The organism is Beduinella massiliensis (assembly GCF_900199405.1).
GTDB lineage: Bacteria > Bacillota > Clostridia > Christensenellales > Aristaeellaceae > Beduinella > Beduinella massiliensis.
On record NZ_LT963430.1, the window covers coordinates 3,719,382 to 3,742,322 of the forward strand.

Annotated in this window: 20 protein-coding genes; 7 read left to right on the plus strand and 13 right to left on the minus strand. The window is 59.5% G+C overall.

The features are described 5' to 3' along the window. Positions 1 to 567 precede the first annotated feature (567 nt). The 4 genes from aspS to gatB are packed head-to-tail and all read left to right on the plus strand — an operon-like array spanning position 568 to position 5,100. Entirely contained in the window at positions 568 to 1,875 is a 1,308-nt protein-coding gene (gene aspS, locus C1725_RS17740; RefSeq protein ID WP_102413018.1) for an aspartate--tRNA(Asn) ligase, read from the plus strand. Positions 1,876 to 1,904: 29 nt separating this feature from the next. After that, entirely contained in the window at positions 1,905 to 2,192 is a 288-nt protein-coding gene (gene gatC / locus C1725_RS17745; protein WP_102413019.1) for an Asp-tRNA(Asn)/Glu-tRNA(Gln) amidotransferase subunit GatC, read from the plus strand. Positions 2,193 to 2,210: 18 nt separating this feature from the next. After that, a complete protein-coding gene (gene gatA, locus C1725_RS17750; protein ID WP_102413020.1) occupies positions 2,211 to 3,665 on the plus strand; it encodes an Asp-tRNA(Asn)/Glu-tRNA(Gln) amidotransferase subunit GatA in 1,455 nt (484 codons plus the stop codon). Between the two features lies 1 nt (position 3,666). Further along, the gene (gene gatB / locus C1725_RS17755; RefSeq protein WP_102413021.1) at positions 3,667 to 5,100 is read left to right on the plus strand and encodes an Asp-tRNA(Asn)/Glu-tRNA(Gln) amidotransferase subunit GatB; all 1,434 of its coding nucleotides are present in this window, start codon (positions 3,667 to 3,669) and stop codon (positions 5,098 to 5,100) included. A 103-nt stretch (positions 5,101 to 5,203) separates the two neighbouring features. On the opposite strand, the gene C1725_RS17760 is transcribed toward gatB, so the two are convergent. After that, positions 5,204 to 5,548, minus strand: coding sequence for a helix-turn-helix domain-containing protein (locus C1725_RS17760; protein WP_102413022.1), 345 nt, complete (start codon positions 5,546 to 5,548; stop codon positions 5,204 to 5,206). Positions 5,549 to 5,738: 190 nt separating this feature from the next. On the opposite strand from C1725_RS17760, the gene C1725_RS17765 reads away from it, so the two are divergent. Next, positions 5,739 to 6,089 (plus strand): phosphorelay protein, encoded by a 351-nt coding sequence (locus C1725_RS17765; RefSeq protein ID WP_102413023.1) that lies wholly within the window; start codon positions 5,739 to 5,741, stop codon positions 6,087 to 6,089. Between the two features lie 146 nt (positions 6,090 to 6,235). Here the strand turns inward: C1725_RS17765 and C1725_RS17770 are convergent, their stop codons facing one another. The 5 genes from C1725_RS17770 to C1725_RS17790 all read right to left on the minus strand — a co-directional run bounded on the left by C1725_RS17770 (position 6,236) and on the right by C1725_RS17790 (position 11,784). Next, on the minus strand, positions 6,236 to 6,961 hold the full coding sequence (locus tag C1725_RS17770; RefSeq protein ID WP_146009291.1) for an alpha/beta hydrolase fold domain-containing protein: 726 nt from the start codon (positions 6,959 to 6,961) through the stop codon (positions 6,236 to 6,238). Between the two features lie 74 nt (positions 6,962 to 7,035). Continuing rightward, a complete protein-coding gene (locus C1725_RS17775; RefSeq protein WP_102413025.1) occupies positions 7,036 to 7,923 on the minus strand; it encodes an ABC transporter permease family protein in 888 nt (295 codons plus the stop codon). Between the two features lie 13 nt (positions 7,924 to 7,936). Next, positions 7,937 to 8,872, minus strand: a complete 936-nt coding sequence (locus tag C1725_RS17780) for an ABC transporter permease subunit (RefSeq protein WP_102413026.1) — start codon at positions 8,870 to 8,872, stop codon at positions 7,937 to 7,939. Between the two features lie 80 nt (positions 8,873 to 8,952). Next, positions 8,953 to 10,494 (minus strand): extracellular solute-binding protein, encoded by a 1,542-nt coding sequence (locus C1725_RS17785; protein ID WP_102413027.1) that lies wholly within the window; start codon positions 10,492 to 10,494, stop codon positions 8,953 to 8,955. 309 nt (positions 10,495 to 10,803) lie between these two features. Continuing rightward, positions 10,804 to 11,784: an ArsR/SmtB family transcription factor gene (locus tag C1725_RS17790; protein ID WP_346026812.1), complete on the minus strand. Its 981-nt coding sequence runs from the start codon at positions 11,782 to 11,784 to the stop codon at positions 10,804 to 10,806. Positions 11,785 to 12,003: 219 nt separating this feature from the next. On the opposite strand from C1725_RS17790, the gene C1725_RS17795 reads away from it, so the two are divergent. Then, on the plus strand, positions 12,004 to 12,963 hold the full coding sequence (locus C1725_RS17795; RefSeq protein WP_102413386.1) for a DUF4838 domain-containing protein: 960 nt from the start codon (positions 12,004 to 12,006) through the stop codon (positions 12,961 to 12,963). Positions 12,964 to 13,021: 58 nt separating this feature from the next. Here C1725_RS17795 and C1725_RS17800 read toward each other — a convergent pair whose 3' ends face one another. From C1725_RS17800 to C1725_RS17835, 7 genes are all read right to left on the minus strand, one after another. Further along, positions 13,022 to 13,765: a histidine phosphatase family protein gene (locus C1725_RS17800; protein ID WP_346026813.1), complete on the minus strand. Its 744-nt coding sequence runs from the start codon at positions 13,763 to 13,765 to the stop codon at positions 13,022 to 13,024. A 51-nt stretch (positions 13,766 to 13,816) separates the two neighbouring features. Then, the gene (locus C1725_RS17805) at positions 13,817 to 14,989 is read right to left on the minus strand and encodes an aminotransferase class I/II-fold pyridoxal phosphate-dependent enzyme (RefSeq protein WP_102413030.1); all 1,173 of its coding nucleotides are present in this window, start codon (positions 14,987 to 14,989) and stop codon (positions 13,817 to 13,819) included. Between the two features lie 109 nt (positions 14,990 to 15,098). Beyond that, positions 15,099 to 16,448, minus strand: a complete 1,350-nt coding sequence (mgtE, locus tag C1725_RS17810; RefSeq protein WP_102413031.1) for a magnesium transporter — start codon at positions 16,446 to 16,448, stop codon at positions 15,099 to 15,101. A 288-nt stretch (positions 16,449 to 16,736) separates the two neighbouring features. Then, a complete protein-coding gene (locus C1725_RS19540) occupies positions 16,737 to 17,657 on the minus strand; it encodes a M15 family metallopeptidase (RefSeq protein WP_346026814.1) in 921 nt (306 codons plus the stop codon). A gap of 13 nt (positions 17,658 to 17,670) precedes the next feature. Further along, on the minus strand, positions 17,671 to 18,756 hold the full coding sequence (locus C1725_RS17825) for a hypothetical protein (RefSeq protein WP_146009292.1): 1,086 nt from the start codon (positions 18,754 to 18,756) through the stop codon (positions 17,671 to 17,673). After that, positions 18,740 to 19,795, minus strand: a complete 1,056-nt coding sequence (locus C1725_RS17830) for a hypothetical protein (protein ID WP_102413035.1) — start codon at positions 19,793 to 19,795, stop codon at positions 18,740 to 18,742. The genes C1725_RS17825 and C1725_RS17830 overlap by 17 nt, the downstream gene beginning before the upstream one ends. Before the next feature lie 15 nt (positions 19,796 to 19,810). Then, a complete protein-coding gene (locus C1725_RS17835; RefSeq protein ID WP_102413036.1) occupies positions 19,811 to 21,244 on the minus strand; it encodes an MBOAT family O-acyltransferase in 1,434 nt (477 codons plus the stop codon). A 322-nt stretch (positions 21,245 to 21,566) separates the two neighbouring features. Here C1725_RS17835 and C1725_RS17840 point away from each other — a divergent pair, with 322 nt between their 5' ends. Beyond that, a complete protein-coding gene (locus C1725_RS17840; protein WP_102413387.1) occupies positions 21,567 to 22,904 on the plus strand; it encodes an MATE family efflux transporter in 1,338 nt (445 codons plus the stop codon). Positions 22,905 to 22,941 lie beyond the last annotated feature (37 nt).

The following is a 22,941-nucleotide window of genomic DNA, read 5'->3' on the forward strand; positions in this document are numbered from 1 at the left end:
AAATCGCACAAAGTTGTGGTTTATTTCGCGATGCATACGTACCCTCCCGCAAGGTTTGCGTTTAGTATAGCACCCCGCCGCGCCGATGGCAAGCAAAACTTGCCCGACACATCCACTTTTCCGTGTTTTCTTGCACCCTCGGTTTTATTTATGCAGCCCCGGGCGGCACAGTTTTTTCTGCGCGGCCGCACATAAAAAGCTTGACATCTGGAAAAGCTGGCGCTATAATGCCCCCAATCTCATAGAGCGGCGTTGACGGAGACGAGTACCTCGCGTATTTCATCAGGGAGGCCTGGCCATAGACTGAGAGCCACGCCGAAATCCCCGCCTGGGAAAGAACGCTCCTGAGCCGGCCTGCCGACCGCTGTCGCATAGGCATGCCCGTTTCCCGCGTTAAGGGTTCACAAGGCCGCAAGGCTTTTAAGTGGGCGATGACGCATGATGGTGCCTCTCTCGTCAATTTGGGTGGTACCGCGGGGGTGCTGTATTTTGCCGTTCCCGTCCCGAATCGAAACATTCGATTCGGGATTTTTTTATTCCCGCAGAGAAAAAAAGGAGGTCTTCCCCATGCTTACGATGACCGCTTCCCCGGAAGGCGTTCGGCTTTCCGACATCCTGCAAAATCCGGACGGTGCGCGCCAGGAGGCGCACGGCATGGTGCATGCGGTGCGCGACCTGGGCGACGTGCGCTTCGTGCTGCTGCGCATGGCGGAGGGCGTGCTGCAATGCGTCGCGGGCGAAGGCGTCGTGATTCCCCGTGTGGGCGATGCGGTGCGCGTTTGCGGTATCTGCGCGCACGACAGCCGCGCGCCCGGCGGGCTGGAACTGCGTCTTCAGGAGCTCACCGTCCTGTCCACCCCGGCAGAACCCCTGCCGGTCCCCATCGACAAGTTCAAGCTGAACCTCTCGATGGACACAGACCTGGCGCTTCGGCCGGTGACGCTGCGAAACCTTCAAAAACGCGCCGTCTTCAAGCTGCAGGAGGGCATCGTGCGCGGCTTTCGCGAATGCCTGCAGACCGAGGGCTTTACGGAAATCCACACGCCCAAGATCAACCGCAGCGGCGCGGAGGGCGGCGCCAACATCTTCCGGCTCGAATACTTCGGCCGCAAGGCGTACCTCGCGCAGAGCCCTCAGTTTTACAAACAGGCCATGGTGGGCGTTTACGAGCGCGTGTTCGAAGTCGGCCCGGTCTTCCGCGCGGAGAAGCACAACACCTCGCGTCACCTGAGCGAGTACACCTCGCTCGACCTGGAGATGGGCTTCATCGACTCCTTTGAAGACGTCATGCGCATGGAGGTCAAGGTGCTTTCAAACATCATGCGGGTGCTCGCGCGCGATTATGCGCCCCAGGTGCGGGTGCTGGGCGTAAAGCTGCCGGCGTGCGACGCCATCCCGGCCATCCGCTTTGACGAGGCGAAGCGGCGGATCAGCGAGCGCTATGGCCGCCCGATCCGCGACCCCTACGACCTGGAGCCGGAGGAGGAGCAGCTCATCTCTCGCCTCTTTCAGGAGGAGTACGGCTCGGAATTCGTCTTCGTGACGCATTACCCGTCGAAGAAGCGGCCCTTCTACGCCATGGACGACCCGGCGGACCCGCGCTACACGCTCTCCTTCGACCTGCTCTTTCGCGGCATGGAGGTGACGACAGGCGGCGCGCGCATCCACGACTACCGCGACCAGGTGGCGAAGATGCAAAAGAAGGGGCTCGACCCCGCAAAATTCGCCGCTTACCTCAGCATTCACAAGTACGGCATGCCGCCGCACGGCGGCCTCGGGCTGGGGCTGGAACGCCTGACGATGAAGCTCGCCGGCGCCTGCAACGTGCGCGAGACCTGCCTGTTCCCCCGGGATACGCTGCGCCTGGAGCCGTAAAGGCCGGACTGCAAAAGGAGGCTTTCCACATGAAGATCACCCCGGAGCTCGTCGATTACGTCGCCGCGCTCGCGCGCCTTCGCCTGGATGGTGAGGCGCGCGCGGAAGCGCAGCGCGACCTCGCCCGCATTCTCGATTACGTAGACACGCTGGGGGAACTGGACACCGGCGGCGTCGAGCCCCTGAGCCACGCCCAGCCGCTTCAAAATGTCTTTCGCGAGGACATCCCCGCCCCTTCCCTTTCCAGGGAGGATGTGCTGAAAAACGCGCCCGAAACAAAGGACGGCTGCTTCCTTGCGCCACAGACGTTCGAGTGAGAAAGGAGGATGTCACATATGCAGCTCATGGATTTAACCGCGCTGGAGCTCGGCGAAAGGATTCGCCGCCGCGAATGCAGCGTGGAGGACGCCGTCCGCGCCTCCCTTGACGCCATCCGCGCGCGCGACGGAAAAATCGGCGCGTTCATCACCGTCACGGAGGACGAGGCGCTCAGGGATGCGCGCCTCGTTCAGAAGGGTATCGACGACGGTACACTTACCCATCCGCTCGCGGGCGTGCCCATGGCGCTCAAGGACAACCTCTCCACCCGGGGCGTGCGTACCACCTGCGCCTCGCGCATGCTAGAAAACTACGTACCCGTATACGACGCCGGCGCCTGGGAGCGCCTCCGCGCGATCGGCGCGGTGTGCGTAGGCAAGACCAACCTGGACGAATTCGCCATGGGCTCGTCCACGGAGACCTCCTTCTTTGGATGGACGCGCAATCCCTGGGATCTGAGCCGCGTGCCCGGCGGTTCCTCGGGCGGCAGCGCCGCGGCGGTCGCCGCCCGCATGGTTCCCTATGCGCTAGGCTCCGATACCGGCGGCTCCATCCGCCAGCCCGCCTCCTTTTGCGGGGTGACGGGGCTCAAGCCCACCTACGGCGCGGTTTCGCGCTACGGGCTGCTCGCCTACGCCTCCTCTCTCGACCAGATCGGCCCGCTCTGCCGCGACGCATGCGACGCGGACGCGGTGCTTCACGCAATCGCAGGGCGCGACGCGCGCGACAGCACCAGCGTCGATCTCCCCGTTTCCTGCCCCGCCCCGGACATGAAGGACGTGCGTATCGGCATCCCGGAGGAATACATAGGCGATGGGCTGGACGCGCAGGTGCGCTCGCGCGTGCTGGATTGCGTGGCGGCGCTGCGCGCGCTGGGCGCGACGGTCGAGACGTTCCCGCTCCCGATCCTGCGGTACGCGATTCCCGCGTATTACGTGCTCGCCTCTGCCGAGGCGAGCTCCAACCTCTCGCGCTACGACGGCGTGAAGTACGGCTTTCGCGCCGGGGATTACGAGGGGCTGACGGATCTGTACCTCAAGACCCGCAGCGAAGGCTTCGGCCGGGAGGTCAAACGGCGCATCCTGCTGGGCGCGTTTGCGCTCTCCAGCGGCTACTACGACGCTTACTACAACAAGGCGCTCAAGGTCAAGGCGCTCATGAAACAGGCGTTCGACGATGCGCTCACCCGGTTTGACGCGGTGTTAGGCCCCACCGCCCCCACCACCGCCTTTCAGCTCGGCGAGCATGCGGACGACCCGTTATCCATGTACCTGGGCGACATCTACACCGTCTCCGTCAACCTGGTGGGCCTGCCCGGGCTTTCCATTCCCTGCGGATTGGACGGCCGCGGCCTGCCCGTGGGCGTGCAGCTTATCGGCCGTCCCTTTGGGGAAAAGACGCTGCTCGCCATCGCGCAGGCGTATCAGGCGGTCACGGAGCATCACAAAAAGAGCCCGAAGGAGGCGCGCTGATATGGCGGCTTACGAAATGGTGATCGGCCTGGAGGTCCATGTGGAGCTCGCGACGCGGACGAAGATCTTCTGCTCCTGCTCGTCCGCCTTCGGCAGCGCGCCCAATACGCATTGCTGTCCCGTGTGCACCGGCATGCCCGGCACGCTGCCCGTACTCAACCGAAAGGTGGTGGAGTTCGCCATCTCCGCCGGGCTCGCGCTGGGCTGTGCAATCACCCGCCAAACGAAGTTTGACCGCAAGAACTACTTCTATCCCGACCTGCCCAAGGCGTATCAGGTATCGCAGCTTTACCTGCCCATCTGCCGAAACGGGCGCGTGGAGATCGACACACACGGCGTCAAAAAGTCCATCGGCATTCACGAAATCCACATGGAGGAAGATGCGGGCAAGCTCACGCACGACCCCTTCTCCGACCAGACGCTGGTGGATTACAACCGCTGCGGCGTGCCGCTGCTGGAGATCGTCTCCGATCCCGACATGCGCTCCCCGGAGGAAGCCGTCGCCTATCTGGAAAAGCTGCGCGCCACGCTGCAATACCTGGGCGTATCCGACTGCAAAATGCAGGAGGGTTCGCTGCGCGCGGACATCAACCTGTCCGTGCGCCCCGTAGGCCAAGAGGAGCTGGGCACTCGCACCGAGATGAAAAACCTGAACAGCTTCAAGGCGATCGCGCGCGCCATTGCGGGCGAGTACCGGCGGCAGGTAGAGCTGCTGGAAGGGGGGAAGGCCGTCCGGCAGGAGACGCGCCGCTGGGACGACAACAAGGACGCCTCCTTCGCCATGCGTTCCAAGGAAGACGCGCAGGATTACCGATACTTTCCGGAGCCGGACCTCGTGCCCATCGTCCTGTCGGACGAATGGATCGAACGCATCCGCAGGGCCCAGCCGGAGCTGATGGACGAAAAGATCGCGCGCTACCAGCGCGAGCTGGGCCTCCCCGCCTACGATGCGCACATTATCACCGCCGAAAAACCCCTGTGCGACCTGTTCGAGCGCGCGGTCGAAGCGGGCGGGCGGCCCAAGGACGTCTCCAACTGGATCATGGGCGAGCTGATGGCTGCCATGAAGGAACGCTGCCTGCTCCCGGAGGAGATTCATCTGCAGCCCACGGCGCTCGCCGCACTCGTAAACCTCGTTGCGGAGGGCCGCATCACGCGGCAAAGCGCGCGCGAGGTCTTTGCCGCCGCCCTGGATGCAGACATCGACGTCGCCACCTACGTGAAGGAGCACGGCCTTGAGGTCGCAAAGGACGATGGCGCGTACGAAACCGTCCTTTCAAACGTGCTTGCCTCCTGCGATGCGGAGGTCAGGCGCTATCGTGCAGGCGAGGAGAAGCTCTTCGGTTTCCTTGTCGGTCAGGCCATGAAGGCGTTTGGGGGAAGGGCTGACCCGAAGAGAGTTGCGGAGCTGCTGCGCCGTGCGCTGAACGGCTGATCCTTCGTGCCTACAGGAAGTAAAACAAGCCCACCCGCTGCCCAGCGAAGATCGCCGGTCCGGGTGGGCTTTATTGTCCTCTGCCCCTTCGTATCTTCCAGTCTTAACGCTCCTTGTCCCGCCTGCGCAGGCTGTCCTTGAGGGCGGCCACGACGTCTGCGATGACCCGCATTTCCTCCTGCGAGCAGTCCTCCAGCGTCTTGGCGATGCGCTCCGACAATACGGGACGGGCATCCTTCAGTTCCAGGCAGAGCAGCTCGTCCGCGGAACATTCCAGAGCGTTTATGATCGCTACAAAGATCTTCAGGCTCGGAATCGTGTTGCCCGTCTCGATGTGGCTGATGTGCGGCGTACCCACGCCGCTCAGCTCCGCCAACCGCTCCTGCGTCATCCCCTTGCGCAATCGAGCCATTCGGATGCGCGATCCGATCTCCCTGTAATCCACCATTTCAGTAACCATCCTCTTTCGCCCACTTCAAACGAAAGACGCCGCTATGAAGCTGCGTCCTCGGAGCTCAAATTCCAGTTACTTGTATTGTATGAACAGATTTGTTGTGTTATAATGACTTGAAAATACATTTTGATCTTTAAGGCATAGTTCTATGGGAATTTAAACCGCTGGGAGGCCACGGAGCGCGATGAGCTTGAACGAATTCTACACGGAGATGGGCGCGGATTGGCGGCAGGTGCTTTGCCGTTTTCAAAGTGAACAGCAAATCCGGCGGTTTCTTTTTCAGCTTCGAGAGGATCAAAGCTTTGCGCACCTGTCCCGCGCCCTTTGCCTGCGGGATCGGGACGCGGCCTTTCACGCGGCGCATGCGCTGATGGGACTGTGCCGAAACCTGAGCCTGCTGCCTCTGGAGCGTTCCAGCGGCGCGCTTACGCGGGCGCTGCAGGACGGCGCCACCGAGCAGGAGGTTGCTTCCCTGTACAGTGCGGTTCAGGACGATCACGCGCGGATTCTCAAAGCCATCGAAGGGTTGAATTGACCGCATAAAACCGAGAAACGTTCGCCTTCTTTATTGATCCGCTTTCGTCCCGCGCATTTGAGCCCGTGATTCCCAAATGAGATAAAAAGGCGCCCCTTTCAGCGAACGGCAAACCGGCCGCTGTGAAAGGGGCGTCTTTTTGTATGTTAGAGGCCAAATTGTTCAAAGAGCCAGTCGATGCTCAGCTGCACCCAGCCCGCCACATGTGCGCTTTCTCTCCCTGTCGCGCGGTCCGCCGTCGCAAGGCCATGATCCCCGCGCTGATAGACGTGCAGCTCGACGGGTACCCTGGCCTGGTTCATCCGCGCCGCGAGCTGCAGCAGCCCGTCCACAGGCACGGTCTTATCTTCCTGCGTCGCCCATAGAAAGGCGGGCGGCATCCCTTCCGCCTGTGCCAAAACCGGCTGTTTGGGCATCGTCTGCACGAAGGCGGGCGCGCACCCCGCCCCCGTTACGGCCGGATAGCACAGCACCAGCGCGTTGGGCCGAAGCTGCGCCGGATCCCCGCTCATACCCGCTATGCCCATTCCGCCCCGCCGCGTCCCAGCCGCCAGCCACAGGGCGAGGTTCCCTCCCGCGCTGCTGCCCAAGACGGCAATCTGCCGCGGATGGATTCTCCACGCAGCTGCCGACGTGCGCAGCTGCCGCATGGCCTCCGCGATGTCCAGAAGGGTCTCTTCAAAGCGGGCATTCACGCTGTAGTGCAGTACAAATGTCTGGAAACCCGCCGCAGCGTATCGCAGCGCGACAGGTTCTCCCTCGCGCTCGGAAATGAATTGGTACGCACCGCCCGGAACCACCAGCATCGCCGGACGCTTCGTCCATCGGGTCATCTCTAGTTCCGTGCAGTTATCCTGCAGGTAAGCGTCCATCCATGCTCCGCGTCTGCCCGGAAGCTGTACCCTCAGAAGCCTCACGATCTTCACAATTCCTTTCTATGCCGCTATTATCCCTTGACGGAACCGACCATCACGCCATTCACGAAGTACTTTTGCAGGAACGGATAGATGAAGAGGATCGGCACCGTGGCGATGACGGTCGTGGTGTACTTGACCAGCCGCTTGTAGAGGTCCGCTTCGCTCGGGTTAAACCCCTGCGCGCTGACCGAGCTGGACGTGTTGGACACGAGGATCTCGCGCAGGATCAGCTGCAGCGGGTATTTGTCGCGGGTGCGCATGTACAGCATCGCGTCAAACCAGGCGTTCCAGTGGCCAACCAGATAATACAGCGTAACGACGGCCATGCTCGCCTTTACCAGCGGAATCTCGATGCGCAAGAGGATCGTCACGTCGCTTGCCCCATCCAGCTTGGCGGATTCCTCCAGACTGTCCGGCACGCCCAGGAAGCCTGTACGAAGGATGATGAGATTCCATACGCTGATGCAGGAGGGCAGAATCAGCGCCCACAGGCTGTCGAGCAGCCCAAGATTCTTGACGTTCAAAAACGTGGGAATCATACCTCCGGAAAAAAACATACAAAACGTAACCATCAGCATGACGAATTTGTTCACCATGATGTCCTTTCGGGAGAGGGCGTAGGCGCCAATCGTCGTCAGGAACATGTTGACCGCCGTGCCCACAGCGACGACGAACAGCGTATTCATGTAGCCGGTACCGATATTTCTGTAGCTGAGCGCGACCTCGTACCCCTTCAGAGAAAAGCCAACCGGCCGCAGCAGCAAACCGGAATGCGCCGTCAGCAGATTCGGGTCGCTGAAGGATGCGAACAGGACGTACAGGACGGGATACAGGCAAAAGAGGGAGAAGACCAGCAGCAACAGGAACACGACGCCTTTCCATAGCTTGTCGATACGCCGTAGCTTTACACCATCCACTTTCTTTCCCTCCTCACCAAAGGCTCTGTTCCGTCGCCTTGCGGCTGAACGTATTCGCCGCGAACAGGAACAGGCAGTTCAACACCGAGTTGAACAAACCGACAGCCGTGGCATAGCTGTAGTTGGCCTCCTCGATGCCGCGCCGGTAGACGTAGGACGAGATGACGTCGGCCGTCTCATAGGTCATGGGGTTGTAAAGAAGGATGATTTTTTCATACCCCACGGTCAGGATGTTGCCGATGCGCAGGATCAGCATGATGACGATCGTCGGCAGGATCCCCGGCAACGTCACATGCCACACCTGGCGCAGCCGTCCGCAGCCATCCACATAGGCCGCGTCATACAGCGACGCGTCGATCGCGCTCATCGCCGCCATGTAGATGATGCTGTTCCAACCCGCAAGCTGCCATAGGTTGCTCAGCACGTATATCGGTTGAAAAGCAGCCGGGTTGTTGAGCAGTCCGCTTCGCTTCCCGCCCATCAGCTCAATCAGGTCGTTGACGATGCCGTCCCTGCTGACGAACTCGGTAATGATGCCGCAAATCACCATCATGGAGATAAAGTAGGGCAGGTACATCATCGTCTGCAGCGTAGCCTTGGCCGCGCGCGAACGCAGGGAGTTCAGCATCAGCGCCAGCAGAATCGGTGCCGGAAAGCCGATCAGGATATCCAACAGGTTGATGGTGAACGTATTGCGCAGCAGACGAAAGAAAAACATGTCGTGAAAGAAATCCTCAAACCATTTGAAGCCGACCCATTTGCTGCCCAGAATCCCCATACGGGGAGAATAGTTTTGAAAGGCGATGACGAGCCCGCCCATCGGCATGTAGGCAAAGACGATAAACGCGATGACGACGGGCAGCAGCATCAGATAAATCTGCGGATGCTTTTGAATGTTCCGGCCAAGCCTTTTCAGAAAAGAAGACTTGGCATTTCCGACTTGAACCATATGACCCACCTCTTATCACGGGATAACGATAGGAAAGCGGCGGCCGCGGGATCGAGCCCGCAGCCGCCGCGAAAGAAAACTCAGCGTGCGTTGTAACGGTCCAGGGCGGCCTGCTTGATCTCGATCGCACGATCGATGTTCAGCTTTTTCAGGTCCCCGATGTACGCGTCAAACTCGTCTTCAATGCTCTTGTTGCCCATGATAAAGTTGACTACCGCCGCGTCCTGATAGGTCTTCACCTGCGTCATGATCGAGGCGTATTCGGATCCCTCGCTCGACGTCAGGGTGATGAGCGGCATCACCTGATCGGACTGCGCGTTTTCCGTCCAGGCTTTGCGCGTGCCCATGTTCTCCTGGGTGATCGCCGCGTCGGCTTCATGTTCAAAGCGCAGGAACGGACCAATATGCCACTTATAGCGGGCAAAGCTGTCCAGCAGCGACGGATAGTCCGGATTGTTGAGAATGACGTCCGTATAGACGGCGACGCCGTCCACCATGTTGTAGGTCAGGCCCTCGATACCGTAGTTGTACATCATCCAGCCCGGTTCACAGTAACCATAATCCAGAATGGTCATGGCCGCTTCAAGATTCTTGCATTCCGTAGTGACCGCCGCGCAGTAAGGGGGACGGCACTGGTACATCTTGTAGCGATAATGCGCGGTCTCGCCTTCTTTTTGCATCGGATACGTGCCGCCGGTCATCATGCCGACGTCCTTCATGTAGGTATACACGTTGTCCGGGCTGTCGATGACGGCGCCGGTCTCGCTGGTGGTCAGAATCCGGCGGTAGGTTTCCTGATCGCGGGAGACAAAGTCCACGTCGATCAGGCCCTTTTGGTACCAGTCGGCCATCTTGAGCAGGTACTCCTTAAAGGCCGGTTCCGAGGGGCCATACTTGACGACGCCGTTATCCTGATAAAAGCCAGGCCCTATCCCGTAGGCCGACAGGAAGTAGCCGGACTCGTCGTCGATGCCGTCGCTGGGGAACATCATCGGATAGTCCGCGTCCTTGACCTCCTTGAACTGCGTCAGAATGACTTCCAGCTCGTCCAGCGTCGTCGGCTGCGCAAGGCCCAATTCGTCAAGCCAGTCCTGGCGCAGCAGCAGGCCGTTGCAGGAGTACTCCTCGTAGGGGGAGATCGCGTAGAACTGCGTCATGTAGCCGGAATCCGTATAAAACTCCTTTTGTTCCTCCGGCGTCACGTACGTTTCAATGCAGTGCAGGTAGTTGGGTATCCACTCTGAATGCGCCTTCAGATCGACGAGAACGCCCTCCTCGATGTACTTATCCAAGCCGCCGGTGTACAGATCCGTGCCCGACCAGTCGGTAAAGATAATATCCGGCAGGTCGCCGCCGGCCATCAGCAGGTTGAACTGCTCCTGCTCCGAGCCGACGGAGGGCTGGATGAACTCGAACTTGACGTTGAACTTCTTTTCGACTTCCTTCCAGCATTCGTTTTCGTAGTCTGAGGTAACGACGCTCGTCCACCACAGAGGCTTCCAGACCGTCAGGGTAATCCCGCCAAAGTCCTCGATGACATCCCCGGTCGTCTCTGTGATGCCCGTGACGGACGTCATCAGCAGAGAAAGTGCGAGCAGCGCGGCAAACATCTTCTTGAGCATATGGACCTCCTTGCAAAATGATCGGCGTTCTCCCTTTTTGCAAAGCGTCTTCCTTCACCCGGCGCTCAGCGGCCTGCCTCCTCATGGAGCTGCGCGCAGATATGCGGTCTTGGTTTTGCAAAAAGAACATAAACGCTGTTCTTTATTGAGACCATTATAGCATCAGCCGCCCAAGGTGTCAACGAATTAAATAGGTTATTTGTTTGTTTTTCGTATTTTCTCGTCAATTTCCTTGCCTGTCGGTCAATTAAAAACATTAATAATGTTTGTTTTTAGTGGCGCGTCTTTGCACGAAACAGTAACGCTGTTTTACTTTGCATGGCGCGTGCCGTGCAGGCGATACCCGATCTGTACGCCTATGTCCTGCGGGTGATCGCCGAACGCCCGTCCAAATAAATTCATTCCACCGACATTTTGCGCTGATTTATGGATGCCGATGCGGACGGTAAAGTAATCCCTGTCCGCCAGGTGCAACTCGTCGATCCTATGGTGCCCGACCGGCACGCCGTCGAGCGTCGTGCCGTCTTCGTCTACCAGCCACGTTTTCAGCAGCCCGTATTGCGTAGCCCCGAGATTCCACCACTTCGGCGTGATCAGGCCGCGGCGGTCACCCAAATCCCCCGGGGACGTCCACACGCCCAGCTCGCAGCCGTTGACGCTGACGTAAATGTCGCTGGGCCAATCCATATTGTAATTTGCGACCTCAGAGCAAGCCTCAAAGCTGATGCGCAGCGACGTAGGGTCCATCCCCATGAGCTCCAGCGTAGAAATGCGGTATTCAAGATACCCATATCGAAACCAGATGAGCTGTGCTTTCAGCCGCTCGGGTTCAAAAAAGCTCTGCGCGTGGTTGATCTTTCCAATTGTTCCCGTCTCACTCAGCATGCCGCAGTATTCGTAAGGCCTGCAATCGCAGTAGCTGCCGATCGGCAGAGAATAGGAGGCGTATTGGTCCTGTACCTGTTCCACGCTCAGCGGGTCCACGAGCTCTGTGTTCACACTGTCGATCAGCTTGTTGCATACCTTTGCCATGCCGCGCGTGCCGGGCCGCTGCTCCGTGATGATCAGCCCCGCCTCCTCCAATACCCGCACGTTCAGCGCCGCCGTCGAGGCCGGGATATGCAGCATCTCCGCGATTTCACCTACGCAATACCCGCCGCTCAAGCCGACCCGCAGTATCTGGAGCCGCAATTCAGAGGCCAGCGCCTTGTGTATCTTCGCGGCCTTCGGTATGTCTGAAAGGTCGAGCTCCATGACCTTACTTAAATAACCCGTCTCTTGTCTGTCCATATTGAATCCTCCCTGCCTATTCTGGCAATTTTGAGTATAGCATACCTCTTTTTCCAAATCAAACAGCATAGCTGCTCTAGTTCGGGCACAAAACCGTCTTATGTCCATCCGTTCTATTCTATTTATTCTGTTTGTTTTATGACTTATCATCCTAAAATATATTGATTTGTATAGAAATAGTTGATATAATGCAAACAACAAAAAGCAGGAGATGTACGCATGACGGAGAGAAGAGGCATCGTAATTCATCCAAATGAATTGTCAGAAACCTGGCTGAAGGATGCCCAAAGCCTTCAGCTCAACGTGCTGGGACTGCATCCCCCAGGGGGACGCGACGCGGCGCGCAATCTTCAAAAGATGCTGGAAGACCTGCGCGATCCGCAGATACGCCGCCTGCTCGACCAGGCGCAGTCCATGGGTCTCATCCTCGAATACGAGATGCACGCGGTGTCCTATCTGCTCCCTCGCTCTCTCTTTGCGTCGCATCCCGATTTTTTTCGGATGGACGATAAGGGGGTGCGCACGCCGGACTTCAACCTTTGCGCGTCCTCACAGCAAGCTCTCGAGATGCTGTCGGAAAGCGCCGCCCGCCTCGCCGCGTTGCTTCCCACCGCATCGCACCGGTATTACTTCTGGCTCGACGACGTGACCCAGTCCAGCTGCCATTGCCCGCGATGCCGCGATTTATCGCCATCCGATCAGCAGCTACTATGCGTCCACGCCATGCTGCGCGGCGTTCGCAGCGTCGATCCTAACGCGAGCATCGCCTATATCGCCTATCTGGATACGCTCCGCGTCCCAGAGCACATCCAGCCCGAGCCAGGCGTATTTCTGGAATACGCTCCGATCAAGCGACGGCCTGACGTAGCACTGAACGATCCACGGTGCGAGGAAAACCGTCTCGAATGCGCGCCGCTGCCCGCGCTGCTGCAATGCTTCGGCCAGCAGGGCGCGCAGGTTCTCGAGTATTGGCTGGACAATTCCCTGCTCTCGGGCTGGAAGGTTCCACCCAAGCCCTTCAAGCTTCAAAGCGACGTGCTTCGTTCGGACGTCGCCTATTATCGCTCGCTCGGTTTTCAGTCGATCACCTCGTTTGCCTGTTACTTGGGCGCGGATTACGTCGCCCTGCACGGGAAACCAGATCTTCGTGCCTACGGGGAAGCGCTGGCACACCCCTGACGCACGAATGCCGCGGCCCTCACTTGGAGGCCGCGGCGTTGTTTTTGGGGTTCTCTTTTTATCTTCCCGTGCTCTGCAAAATCTCGCTTGGGAGCGCCTCGTGCACCTCGTCGTAAAGCCCGGCGCGTGAGACGTCCTCGCCGCCTGCGTACAGATGCGACGTATCGCCCAGCTGCATGCATCGGAAGACAACCTCTCCCTTTTTGCGCTCTTCGCTGACGAACGTCGTCACGGAGCTCGCAGGCAGGAACATGCCCTGCCACAGGAGAACGGGCGAAATCCCCGTCAGGTGCGATACGAGCGCCATGCCCAGCGCAAAGTGACAGAAGAGCGCAATGGTGTCCGCAGTATTCTGGCCGCAGGCATAAATCAAGCCCTGTCGCTTAAATCCATAGCGCGCGAGCAGTTCGTCCAGTCCGCAAGCCGCCTGTGCGTATACCTCGCCCGCGTCGCCGGTGCGCATCAGTCCCTCATCGGCCCAGGTATCCAGGCTGAAGAGCTCGGGCTGTTTCGTCCAGTACTGGGGCATCAGATTCCAGGGGATGTTCGGTTCCCCCGTCTTGGGGTTCACGACCCGACCGTGAAATTCCCGAAGCCAAGGAAGCACCTCCGCCTCCCGCCCGAGCCGCGCAAGCGTGGGGGCAGCCGTAGCCTGCGCCCGGCCCAGAGGTGAAACAAAAAAATCCCGAATGCTCATGCGGCAAAGACGCGCGCTCAGGAGCTCCGCCTCGCGGAATCCCTTTTCGGTAAGGCTGTCGCGCGCATAGTCGGGCTCCGCATGGCGAATGATGAGGATCTTCACAGCATTCCCTCCCGCGTCAAAGAACAGGCCTACCCCCGATGTACCTTCCCGTCAGCGCTTGTACCTTTTTACAATGTCCAGCACCGCGTCCGCGACGTACGCGGCGTCCTGTTCCGTGAGGCGCGAATACATCGGCAGGGAGATTTCCGTCTCAAAGAAACGCTCCGCCTTGGGGAAGTCGCCTTCGCTGAAGCCAAAGCGCCTTCTGTACGCGCTCATCAGGTGCACGGGGATGAAGTGCACGCTCGTGCCTACGTTGCGCTCCGCCAGCTCCTCGATAAAGCGGTCGCGGTCGATGGTCAGCGTCTCGGGACGGATGCGCAGCACGTACAGATGGCGGCTGTGCTCCGTCTGCTCCGGCGTCCTTTGCAGCAGCAGCTCCTCGCGCCCGGAGAAGGCCTGCTCGTAGACGGCGACCGCCTTCATCCGCTCGCGCTGCATCTGCGGCATACGTTGAAGCTGTATGAGCCCCAGCGCCGCCTGGATGTCAAACATGTTGTACTTAAAGCCGAACTCCGCGATGTCGTAACGGTAGGAACCGCCTTTTCCGTAACGATTCCACGCGTTGCGGCTCATGCCGTGGCAGGAAAACACGCCCGCGCGCTCGGCGATGGCGTCGTCGTCCGTCACCAGCATGCCGCCCTCCCCGGTCGCGAGGTTCTTCGTCGCGTAGAAGCTGAACGACGCCGCACCCATCGGATGGCGGCCGATCGGTTCGCCGTGATATCTCGTCTCCACCGCGTGCGCGGCATCCTCGCTCAGAAACAGCCCGTGCGCCTTCGCGATGGCGCGGATAGCGTCAAGGTCGCAGGCGACGCCCGAATAGTGCACCGGAACGAGCGCCCTGGTGCGCTTCGTAACCTTTTTTTCGATCTCGTCGGGATCAATGCAGCCCGTTTCCTCGTCGATGTCCGCAAACACCGGCGTCGCGCCCGTATGCACGATGGTGCTCGCTGTCGACGCGAACGTCATGGGCGTGGTGATGACCTCGTCGCCCGGCCCAATGTCGTTTGCGAGAAGCGCCAGATGCAGTGCAGCCGTGCAGGAATTTACGGCGATGGCGTGCTTTGCGCCGACGTATTGCGCAAAACGCTTCTCGAATTCGATCGTCTGCGGTCCCTTTGCCCACCAGCCCGAACGAATGGTTGCGGCTGCGCTTTCCACCTCCGCTTCGGATACGTCCGGAATGCAGAAGGGCAGGAACGTGTCTCTCGATTTAAACATGCGGTTATCTCCTCGCGTGCGCGGTGCGAGCCGCGCGCGCCCAACGTATCTTATGAAAACACACGAAACAGATGCGAACCCCCGATGCGCGCAAGAAGCAGAAGCCTCGTCATACGCCCAGCAGCACCGTCGCCATGGTGAAGTAGATCGCCAGCGAACAGGCATCCACGATGGTGGTGATCATCGGCGAAGCCATGATCGCCGGGTCAAGTCCCAGCTTTTTCGCCCCCATGGGGAGCAGGCATCCCACGGCCTTTGCGATGACGACCGTGCAGAACATCGAAAGGCTCACCGTCACCGCCACCATTACGCCCGCGCGCACGAAGATCAGCATGCGAACAAAGTTCACGGCGGAAAGAATGACGCCGCAGATGAGCGCCACGCGCAGCTCCTTCCACAGCACGCGCCACACATCGCTCGTCTCCACCTCGCCCAGCGCCATGTTGCGGATGACCATGACCGAGGTCTGCGAACCGGAGTTTCCGCCCGTATCCATCAGCATGGGAATGAAGGAGGTCAAAATCACCATGCCCGCGAGCACGCTCTCGAAGTGCGAGATGATGGACCCCGTGAACGTCGCGGAGATCATGAGCAGCAGCAGCCACGGCACGCGATTCTTCGCCAGCGTCCACACGCTGGACTTGAGGTACTCCTGATCGGACGGCGTCATGGCGGCCATCTTCTCAAAGTCCTCGGTGTTCTCTTCCTGGATGACGTCCACGATGTCGTCGACCGTGATGATGCCGACGAGCCGTTCCTCGGTATCGCAGACGGGGATGGACATCAGGTCGTAACGGCGGAAGTCCTCCGCCACCGCCTCCTGATCGTCGGTGGTGTGCGCGAAGACCGGGTTTTGCTCCATGATCTCGCGGATCGTCTGCGTTTCCGGCGCCACGATCAGCTTGCGCAGCGACACCGTTCCCATCAGCTTGCGCTGCTGGTCGATGACATAGCAGGTATACACGGTTTCCTTGTCGACGCCCGTGCGGCGGATGTGATCCATCGCCTTGCGCACGGTAAAGTAGTCGTGCAGATCGACGTATTCCGTCGTCATCAGGCTGCCGGCGCTGTTTTCCGGGTAGCGCAGCAGCTGGTTAATAAGACTGCGCGTCTGTTCGTCCGCGTTTTGCAGCACCTTTTTGACGACGCCGGCGGGCATTTCCTCCAGGAAGTCCACCGTGTCGTCCATGAACATCTCGTCCATCAGATGGCGAACTTCCAACCCCGACATGGACTCCACGATGACCTGCTGCTGCTCCGCGGACATGTAAGAGAACACGTCCGACGAAATATCCTTGGGCAGCAGCCGGAACAGGCGAACGACGAGATCCCCCTCCTGTTCCTCCATCGCTTCCGCGATGTCGACCGGGGGAATTTCTACTACGCGCGCCTTAAACGCCTGCATCTTGCCCGCCTGCACGAGCTGCATCAATTCCAGCAGGATTTCCTTTTCTTCCATATAGATAGCTCCTCTCGTTCTGATTCATGGGCCGAAGGGCATTCGGACATGAGGACAGGACGCGAGGCATCTCCGGACGGGCTGCCGGGGTCGCGGGATCAGCGCGCAAAAGGGCGAGAAGCGCGCACTTTCCCCGTCATCGGCGGCACCCCGATACTTCGGGGAACGCCCGCATCATGACCATGATCGTCCACGTTTCTCACCTCACAATAAATAAAGGGATAAAAAGCCCTGTATAGGTTAACGCCGCGCCTGCAAAAAGTCAAGCATTTTATCCTGCGCCTTCGTCTAGAGCACGTTGCCCACATGCTCTATGTATTCTTCCAGGCACCAGTCATTGTATTCCATGATCGTCGCAGCTTCCACGCCCACATAGCGAACGTGCCAGGCCTCGGCCAGATAGCCCGTGATCTTTTCCTTTTCTTCCTTGTACCGGACGACAAATCCGTACGCGTAGCAGTTCTCATGCAGCCATTTCTGCTGCTTCGTCCCCTTGAAGGAGACGCCCGGCACCGTGATGTCGAACGCGAGGCCCGTCTGGTGCTCGCTCGCGCCTGCGGGCGCGACGGTCTGATAGGTCGCCTGAAGCGCTTTCTCCTTGGACAAGCCGTTTTTCGTCCTGTAAATGTACACCTGATCGTCCACCAGGGACTGCTGGTAGTCGTAGGTGCGGTACCCGGCGCTCACCTGCCAGTTTCCTATCCCCTCGTCCACCGCGTCCTGAATCATGGCGATGAGCGCATCGACAGCCTCCCGATCGCCCTGAATGTCCTTTCCCTTGATCTTGATGAGGCCGTCCGGCACCACCTCCGTCAGCTTCACGAGATTTCCCGGCACGAACGACTTCTCCAGCCGGTTGTCGCGGTTGACGAGCAGAATCGTCTTTTGCGGCCGCGGCGTGGGGGCGGGCGTCGGGGCCAGGGTCGGCGCAGGCGTCGGGCTCGGCGTCGCCGTCGGGGTAGGCGTGGGCGTAGGCGTCGGACTTGGCGTAGGCGAGGGGCTCGGCGTCGCCGTCGGAATCGCGGTCGGCGCGGGCGTAGGCGTATAGCCGAGAAGCGGCGCGACGACAGACACGGCCGCGTCCTTAAACGGCCGCACGCCGTACACGAGCAGCAGGTCCGCCGCGACGACCGCGAGCAACACAAAGATCGCGATCAGCAGCTTCTTGAAGGGGTTCGGCGGACGCCTGCGGCGATTCTTACGGTTCATGCTTTTCCCCCTTTTATTCGTTCATTTGGGCACGCATCTGCGAAAGCGCTTCCTCGCCCGGCGCTTCAAACGCATCCACCATTTCGCGAATGACATCGTTTGCGGCGCGTAGTTTCGACGAGTCCGTGCGCATTTCCCCGGACGCGATCTTTTCCACGACTATGTCATTGACCTCCGGCCGGTGATGCATGCTGTCCTTGTACTGGTCGAGGTCCGTGACGACGTCGATCCATGCCTGAAAATCGTAGAGCTGTACATTCTCGAAGCCGTCCAGCGCTTCCGCCACGAGCAGCCGGTGATAGAGCGCCTGCTCCAGCGTGCCCGACTGCGCGTATCTCACCCACTCCAGGATGCTGTAGGGCGGAAAGTACAGGAAGAACGTCGTTTCAGGGTGCGCCTGTACGTAGGGAATCAGGCAATGCTCCAGGTGGTAGCGTACCGCATCCGCGTCCCCGTCCGGGGGGAGCTGCTCCCCATAAGGGCTATAGCTCATGGAAAGCAGCGTCTTTTCGCGGCCGTACGTCATCCGGTCTCCCCAATAGTACAGCGTGTCAAAGTCGATCCCCGGCTCCGCCCCCGCGAACATGGCGGACAGCGCCTCCGGGACATGTGAAAAGAGAACGGATTGATTAAACCAATACTGCACGTCGTCCAGAATCGATGGGGTATACAGGTAGCGCGGCAGCTCCAGAGGCACTTCGTCCGGATTTGCGGAAAGCGCGAACTCATCCAACGAAAGAAATACGCAGGCAACGTCGTGCGTTTCAAACGCGGCTTCCAGCATCGTGCGGTAATTCTCCATCGTGCCGCCCTCGAAGGACAGCTTCGCGCAGGTCACGTCGAACAGCTCGTTCACCTGCGACGCCCGCGTATTTTCCGTCATGGAGGAACCCAGGTACACGGCATCGTAAGGCACGTTGCGTGCAATACCGACGTTATAATATGCCTGCATGCCGCTGCGCGCCTCAAAGGCGAAGCGGGGCGCATGATAGCAGATAAAGGGGTCTACCCAGGCGACGAGGCCCGCGACGGCGGAAAGGAGCAGTATCGACGCCCCGAGCACGCCCACGGCCCACCGCCTGTTATTCCTCGTTTTCATAGACGATGTCATCCACCCAGCTGTAGATCGTTTCGTCGTGCTCGTACACGTCGTAGAGATCCGTCACCAGACCGTCGCCCGCGGCGATGCACTCCGCGATCGCCATGTTGATTTCCGGCGTATGATGGGACGTATCCTTATAGTTGTTCAGGTCGCGCACCCATTCCTCGCGCGCCTGGAAGTCGAAGATTTTGACGTTGTCGTAAGAGAGCAGGCGCTCGGTAATGAGCTCCTTCATGTTCAGCACGAAGTCCAGATGGCCCTTTTGATACATCGTGAACCATTCCATCACGCTGTAGGGCGGATAGTAAATGAGGAACTCCGTCTCCGGGTGCTGCTCGATAAAAGGGAGCAGGTTTTGCTGAAGGTTGTCGTTCATCTCCTTCTCGAAGATGTTCGCATCCCACATCTCCGCGACCGGCCCCTTGAGGTTTACGCCCGTCATGACCGTCTCTTCGCTGTATACGTAGTTGCCGCCCCAGCTGTACATCGTGTCGCGGTCGTCGTCCGTCAGGCCGCTCGCGTTGTACTCGTACAGGTCGTGCAGACGCGTGAGCAGCACGTCCTTGTTCAGCAGGTAATGGACGTCGTTGAAGGGGTTGCCGTCGTACAGGTACATCGGTACGTACTGCGCGGTCGAATCCTTCTCCGCCATGAAGGAATAGACGTCCAGATCGTAGACGACGCGCTTCATCTCGTGCGTGCGGAAGGCCGTGTCCAGCAGGATCGCATGGTTACGGGCGGTTCCGCCGCTGGTCACCAGCTTGATCCATTCCCCGCCGAAGAGCTCCTGGTACTGCGAGGGCAGCGCGTTTTCCGTCATCGACGTGCCCACGACCGCGCTGTCGTAGGAATAGTTCTTGGCGATGCCCGCGTTGGTGTACACCTGCGTCGTGTACTCGATCAGCGGCGTGTAAAACGACGCCTTGCGATAAATCTGGAACGGATCGACGATGAAGACGGTGCCCGCACAAAGCGCCAGCGCCAGCAGGAGCGAAGCGAGCACACCGACGGCAAAGCGCTTCATTTTTTTATTCACAGCGATTCCTCCCGCTTAAAAGTTATAATACAGAAACACGCTCACGCCCGAAAGCGAAAGAATGGAGACGACCAGCAGCGCGACAGTGAGGACGGCGCGGCCGAACGTCGGCTGGAACCGGTCGGTGAGTTCAAAGGTGTTGGGCAGCCCCAGCACCGCGAAAAGGGCGAGCGCATACCAGACCTCCGTCACGATCGCGTTGTAGCCGGGGTGCAGGCCCATCGGCAGGGTAAACACGTTCGTGATGCTCGAACTGAGCGCGCCGAAGTTCATGGTAAACATCCCACGCAGCACCGTAAGGGCACTTTCCATGGTCTCCGCGCGGAAGAATACCCAGGCAACGACCACAAAGAGGAATGTGATGAGCCAGGACAGCGCCGGGTGCAGCCCGTCAAACTGCTTGCGAAAGACGCGGTACAATACGCTCATCAGGCCGTGCAGCGCGCCCCAGAGGATGAACAGCCAGCCCGCGCCGTGCCAAAGGCCGCTCACGAGGAAGACCACCATCAGGTTAAGGCAGGTGCGGGGCAGACCCTTACGGCTGCCGCCCAGCGGGAAATAGATGTAGTTGGTAAAGAAACGGTTGAGGGTGATATGCCAGCGCTGCCAGAACTCCTTGATGTTCTGCGCCTTGTAGGGCGAGTTGAAGTTCTGCGGGATTCGGATGTTGAACATGCGCCCCAGGCCCATCGCCATGTCGCAGTAGCCAGAAAAGTCGAAGTAGAGCTGAAACGCGAACGCCAGCGCAACGAACCAGGCCTCCGGCGTGTTGAGCGCCTGCCCCGCGCCAAAGCCCCACTCCGCAACCTTGGCAAACGTGTCGGCCACGATGACCTTCTTGAACAGGCCCAGCGCAAACGCGTACAGCCCCGGCGCGAAGTTTTCAAAGCGGAAGCTGCGGTTGCCCGGATCCTCAAACTGGGGGACGATCTCGCTGTGCAGCACGATCGGGCCCGCGATGAGCTGCGGAAAGAAGGTGACGAAGAGCGCGTAATCCAGCAGCCCATAACGCGGCACGGTCCGCCTGTAGCTGTCGATGACGTAAGAGAGCTGTTGGAAGGTGAAGAAGCTGATGCCCAGCGGCAGCATGATCCGATGAAGCACGAACGAAGTGCCCGCGAGGGCGTTCAGATTCTGCACGAAGAAGTCGTAGTACTTGTAATACCCCAGCACGCCGAGGTTGCCGGCAAGACCCACGGCGAGCAGCACGCGGCGAAGCCCGCGTTTTTGCGCGGTGAGCATGCCCTGGCTGAGCGCGTAGTTCCCCAGAATGCTCAGCACGATGATGGGCAGGTATTTCACATTAAAATACGCGTAGAAGACGAGCGAGCACCCGACCAGCCAGACCTTCCCCAGCGGCAGCCTTTTAAAGAGGCGCCCAAGGCCAAAGTACCCCAGGAGCGTTGCGGGCAAAAAGGCCAGGATGAAAATATAGGAGTTAAAAAGCATCGTTCAAACTCTCCTTTTGCATGCGGACATAATCAGAATTATTATACACGATCAGGAGGCGATACGTAAAGCGAGCCCGCCGAATTGGCAGTGAATAAAGAAAAAACGCTTTGCCAAATCTTCAAATGCCTGCTATAATTTAGTTAACAGCGAGTGGCTTTTGCGTAAATCCAGCTAAAGCCGCCCGCTGTTTTTCTTTTGAAGCGTGTAGCCGTTGGCGTAAATCCAGCTTTCCTATCCGCGCGCTTTTTTGCGCAAAACGAGGAGGTTCCGTTCCGTGGATCAAAACATCAGCCTGAAGACAGAAAAGCTCTCCGTCCTCATGCGCCGTTACGCGGTGCCCTGCGTCATCTCCCTGCTCGTCGCGGCGCTCTACAACATCGTCGATCAGATTTTCATCGCCAATGCTTCCTATCTGGGCTCCTATGGAAACGCCGCCAACACGGTCGTCTTTCCGCTGACCGTGGTCGCCCTCGCCGTCGCCGTGATGATCGGCGACGGCTCTTGTGCCTTCGTCAGCATCAGCCTGGGCGCAGGCGAGCAGGAAAACGCGCATCGCAGCATCGGCAACGCAGTCACGCTGTCCGTGCTTTCGGGCATCCTTCTGACCGTCCTTTATCTCGCCTGCCCCGGGCCGCTCCTGACGCTTTTCGGCGGCCGGGTCAACGAAGAGACATTCCGCCTTTCCAAAGAGTATTTCCTCTATATTTCCCTGGGCATCCCGCTGTACATGTTCGGTCAGGCCATGAATCCGATCATCCGCGCGGACGGGAGCCCCAAGTTCGCGATGCTCGCGACGCTCAGCGGGGCGGCGGTCAACGTCGTGCTCGATCCGCTCTTCATCTTCGTCTTCAGGTGGGGCATGACGGGTGCAGCGGCCGCGACGGTCGCCGGACAGGCGCTGACGGCTGCGCTCTCCGTCTATTACCTGCGTCGCATGCAATCGGTCAAGCTCGAAAAAGGCAGTTTCCTGCCCAGCGGGCGCCTGCTGCGGCGTTTTCTTCCGCTGGGCATCTGCAGCTTTCTTTCCCAGATATCACTGGTCGCCGCGATGATGGCGATCAACAACATGATTCAAAAGTACGGTGCGATGGACGAAGTCTTTTCGCAGGCTCAGTACGCGCAGATTCCCATGGCCGTCGTCGGCATCGTCATGAAATTTTTTCAAATCGTGATCTCGGTCGCGGTGGGCATGGCCGCGGGCTGCATCCCCATCGTGGGGTATAACGTCGGCGCGGGCTGCAAGGATCGCGCGCGCCGCCTATTTACGCTGCTGCTGAGCGCCGAGGCGCTCCTGGGCCTTGCCGCGCTGCTCATCGTCGAAATCTTTCCCCGCCAGCTCATCACCCTGTTCGGCGCAGCGGGCGAAAGCGCCTATTATACGGAGTTCGCCGTCCGTGCCTTCCGCATCTACCTGTGCGGCATGGTGCTCGCCTGTGTCAACAAAGGTACATTCATCTACCTGCAATCGCTGGGCATGGCGCTCGCCTCTGCGCTGCTCTCGATGGTGCGCGAGGTCGTCTTCGGCGTTGGCTTCGCGCTGCTGCTGCCGCTCTTCTTCGGGCTTGACGGAGTGCTCTACTCCATGCCCGTCTCCGATGTGCTGACCGCCATTCTCTCCGCCGTCCTGATCGTCCGCACCTATCGGGCGCTGAAATAACCGGTCAAATTCCGCTTGCCAAGCGGACGTTTGTGTC

Coding starts and splice junctions, on each gene's coding strand:
- aspS (WP_102413018.1), top strand. CDS start 568: ATGCTTACGATGACCGCTTCCCCGGAAGGCGTTCGGCTTTCCGACATC.
- gatC (WP_102413019.1), top strand. CDS start 1,905: ATGAAGATCACCCCGGAGCTCGTCGATTACGTCGCCGCGCTCGCGCGC.
- gatA (WP_102413020.1), top strand. CDS start 2,211: ATGCAGCTCATGGATTTAACCGCGCTGGAGCTCGGCGAAAGGATTCGC.
- gatB (WP_102413021.1), top strand. CDS start 3,667: ATGGCGGCTTACGAAATGGTGATCGGCCTGGAGGTCCATGTGGAGCTC.
- C1725_RS17760 (WP_102413022.1), bottom strand. CDS start 5,548: ATGGTGGATTACAGGGAGATCGGATCGCGCATCCGAATGGCTCGATTG.
- C1725_RS17765 (WP_102413023.1), top strand. CDS start 5,739: ATGAGCTTGAACGAATTCTACACGGAGATGGGCGCGGATTGGCGGCAG.
- C1725_RS17770 (WP_146009291.1), bottom strand. CDS start 6,961: ATGGACGCTTACCTGCAGGATAACTGCACGGAACTAGAGATGACCCGA.
- C1725_RS17780 (WP_102413026.1), bottom strand. CDS start 8,872: ATGGTTCAAGTCGGAAATGCCAAGTCTTCTTTTCTGAAAAGGCTTGGC.
- C1725_RS17785 (WP_102413027.1), bottom strand. CDS start 10,494: ATGCTCAAGAAGATGTTTGCCGCGCTGCTCGCACTTTCTCTGCTGATG.
- C1725_RS17790 (WP_346026812.1), bottom strand. CDS start 11,784: ATGGACAGACAAGAGACGGGTTATTTAAGTAAGGTCATGGAGCTCGAC.
- C1725_RS17795 (WP_102413386.1), top strand. CDS start 12,004: ATGACGGAGAGAAGAGGCATCGTAATTCATCCAAATGAATTGTCAGAA.
- C1725_RS17805 (WP_102413030.1), bottom strand. CDS start 14,989: ATGTTTAAATCGAGAGACACGTTCCTGCCCTTCTGCATTCCGGACGTA.
- mgtE (WP_102413031.1), bottom strand. CDS start 16,448: ATGGAAGAAAAGGAAATCCTGCTGGAATTGATGCAGCTCGTGCAGGCG.
- C1725_RS19540 (WP_346026814.1), bottom strand. CDS start 17,657: ATGAACCGTAAGAATCGCCGCAGGCGTCCGCCGAACCCCTTCAAGAAG.
- C1725_RS17825 (WP_146009292.1), bottom strand. CDS start 18,756: ATGAAAACGAGGAATAACAGGCGGTGGGCCGTGGGCGTGCTCGGGGCG.
- C1725_RS17835 (WP_102413036.1), bottom strand. CDS start 21,244: ATGCTTTTTAACTCCTATATTTTCATCCTGGCCTTTTTGCCCGCAACG.
- C1725_RS17840 (WP_102413387.1), top strand. CDS start 21,567: ATGCGCCGTTACGCGGTGCCCTGCGTCATCTCCCTGCTCGTCGCGGCG.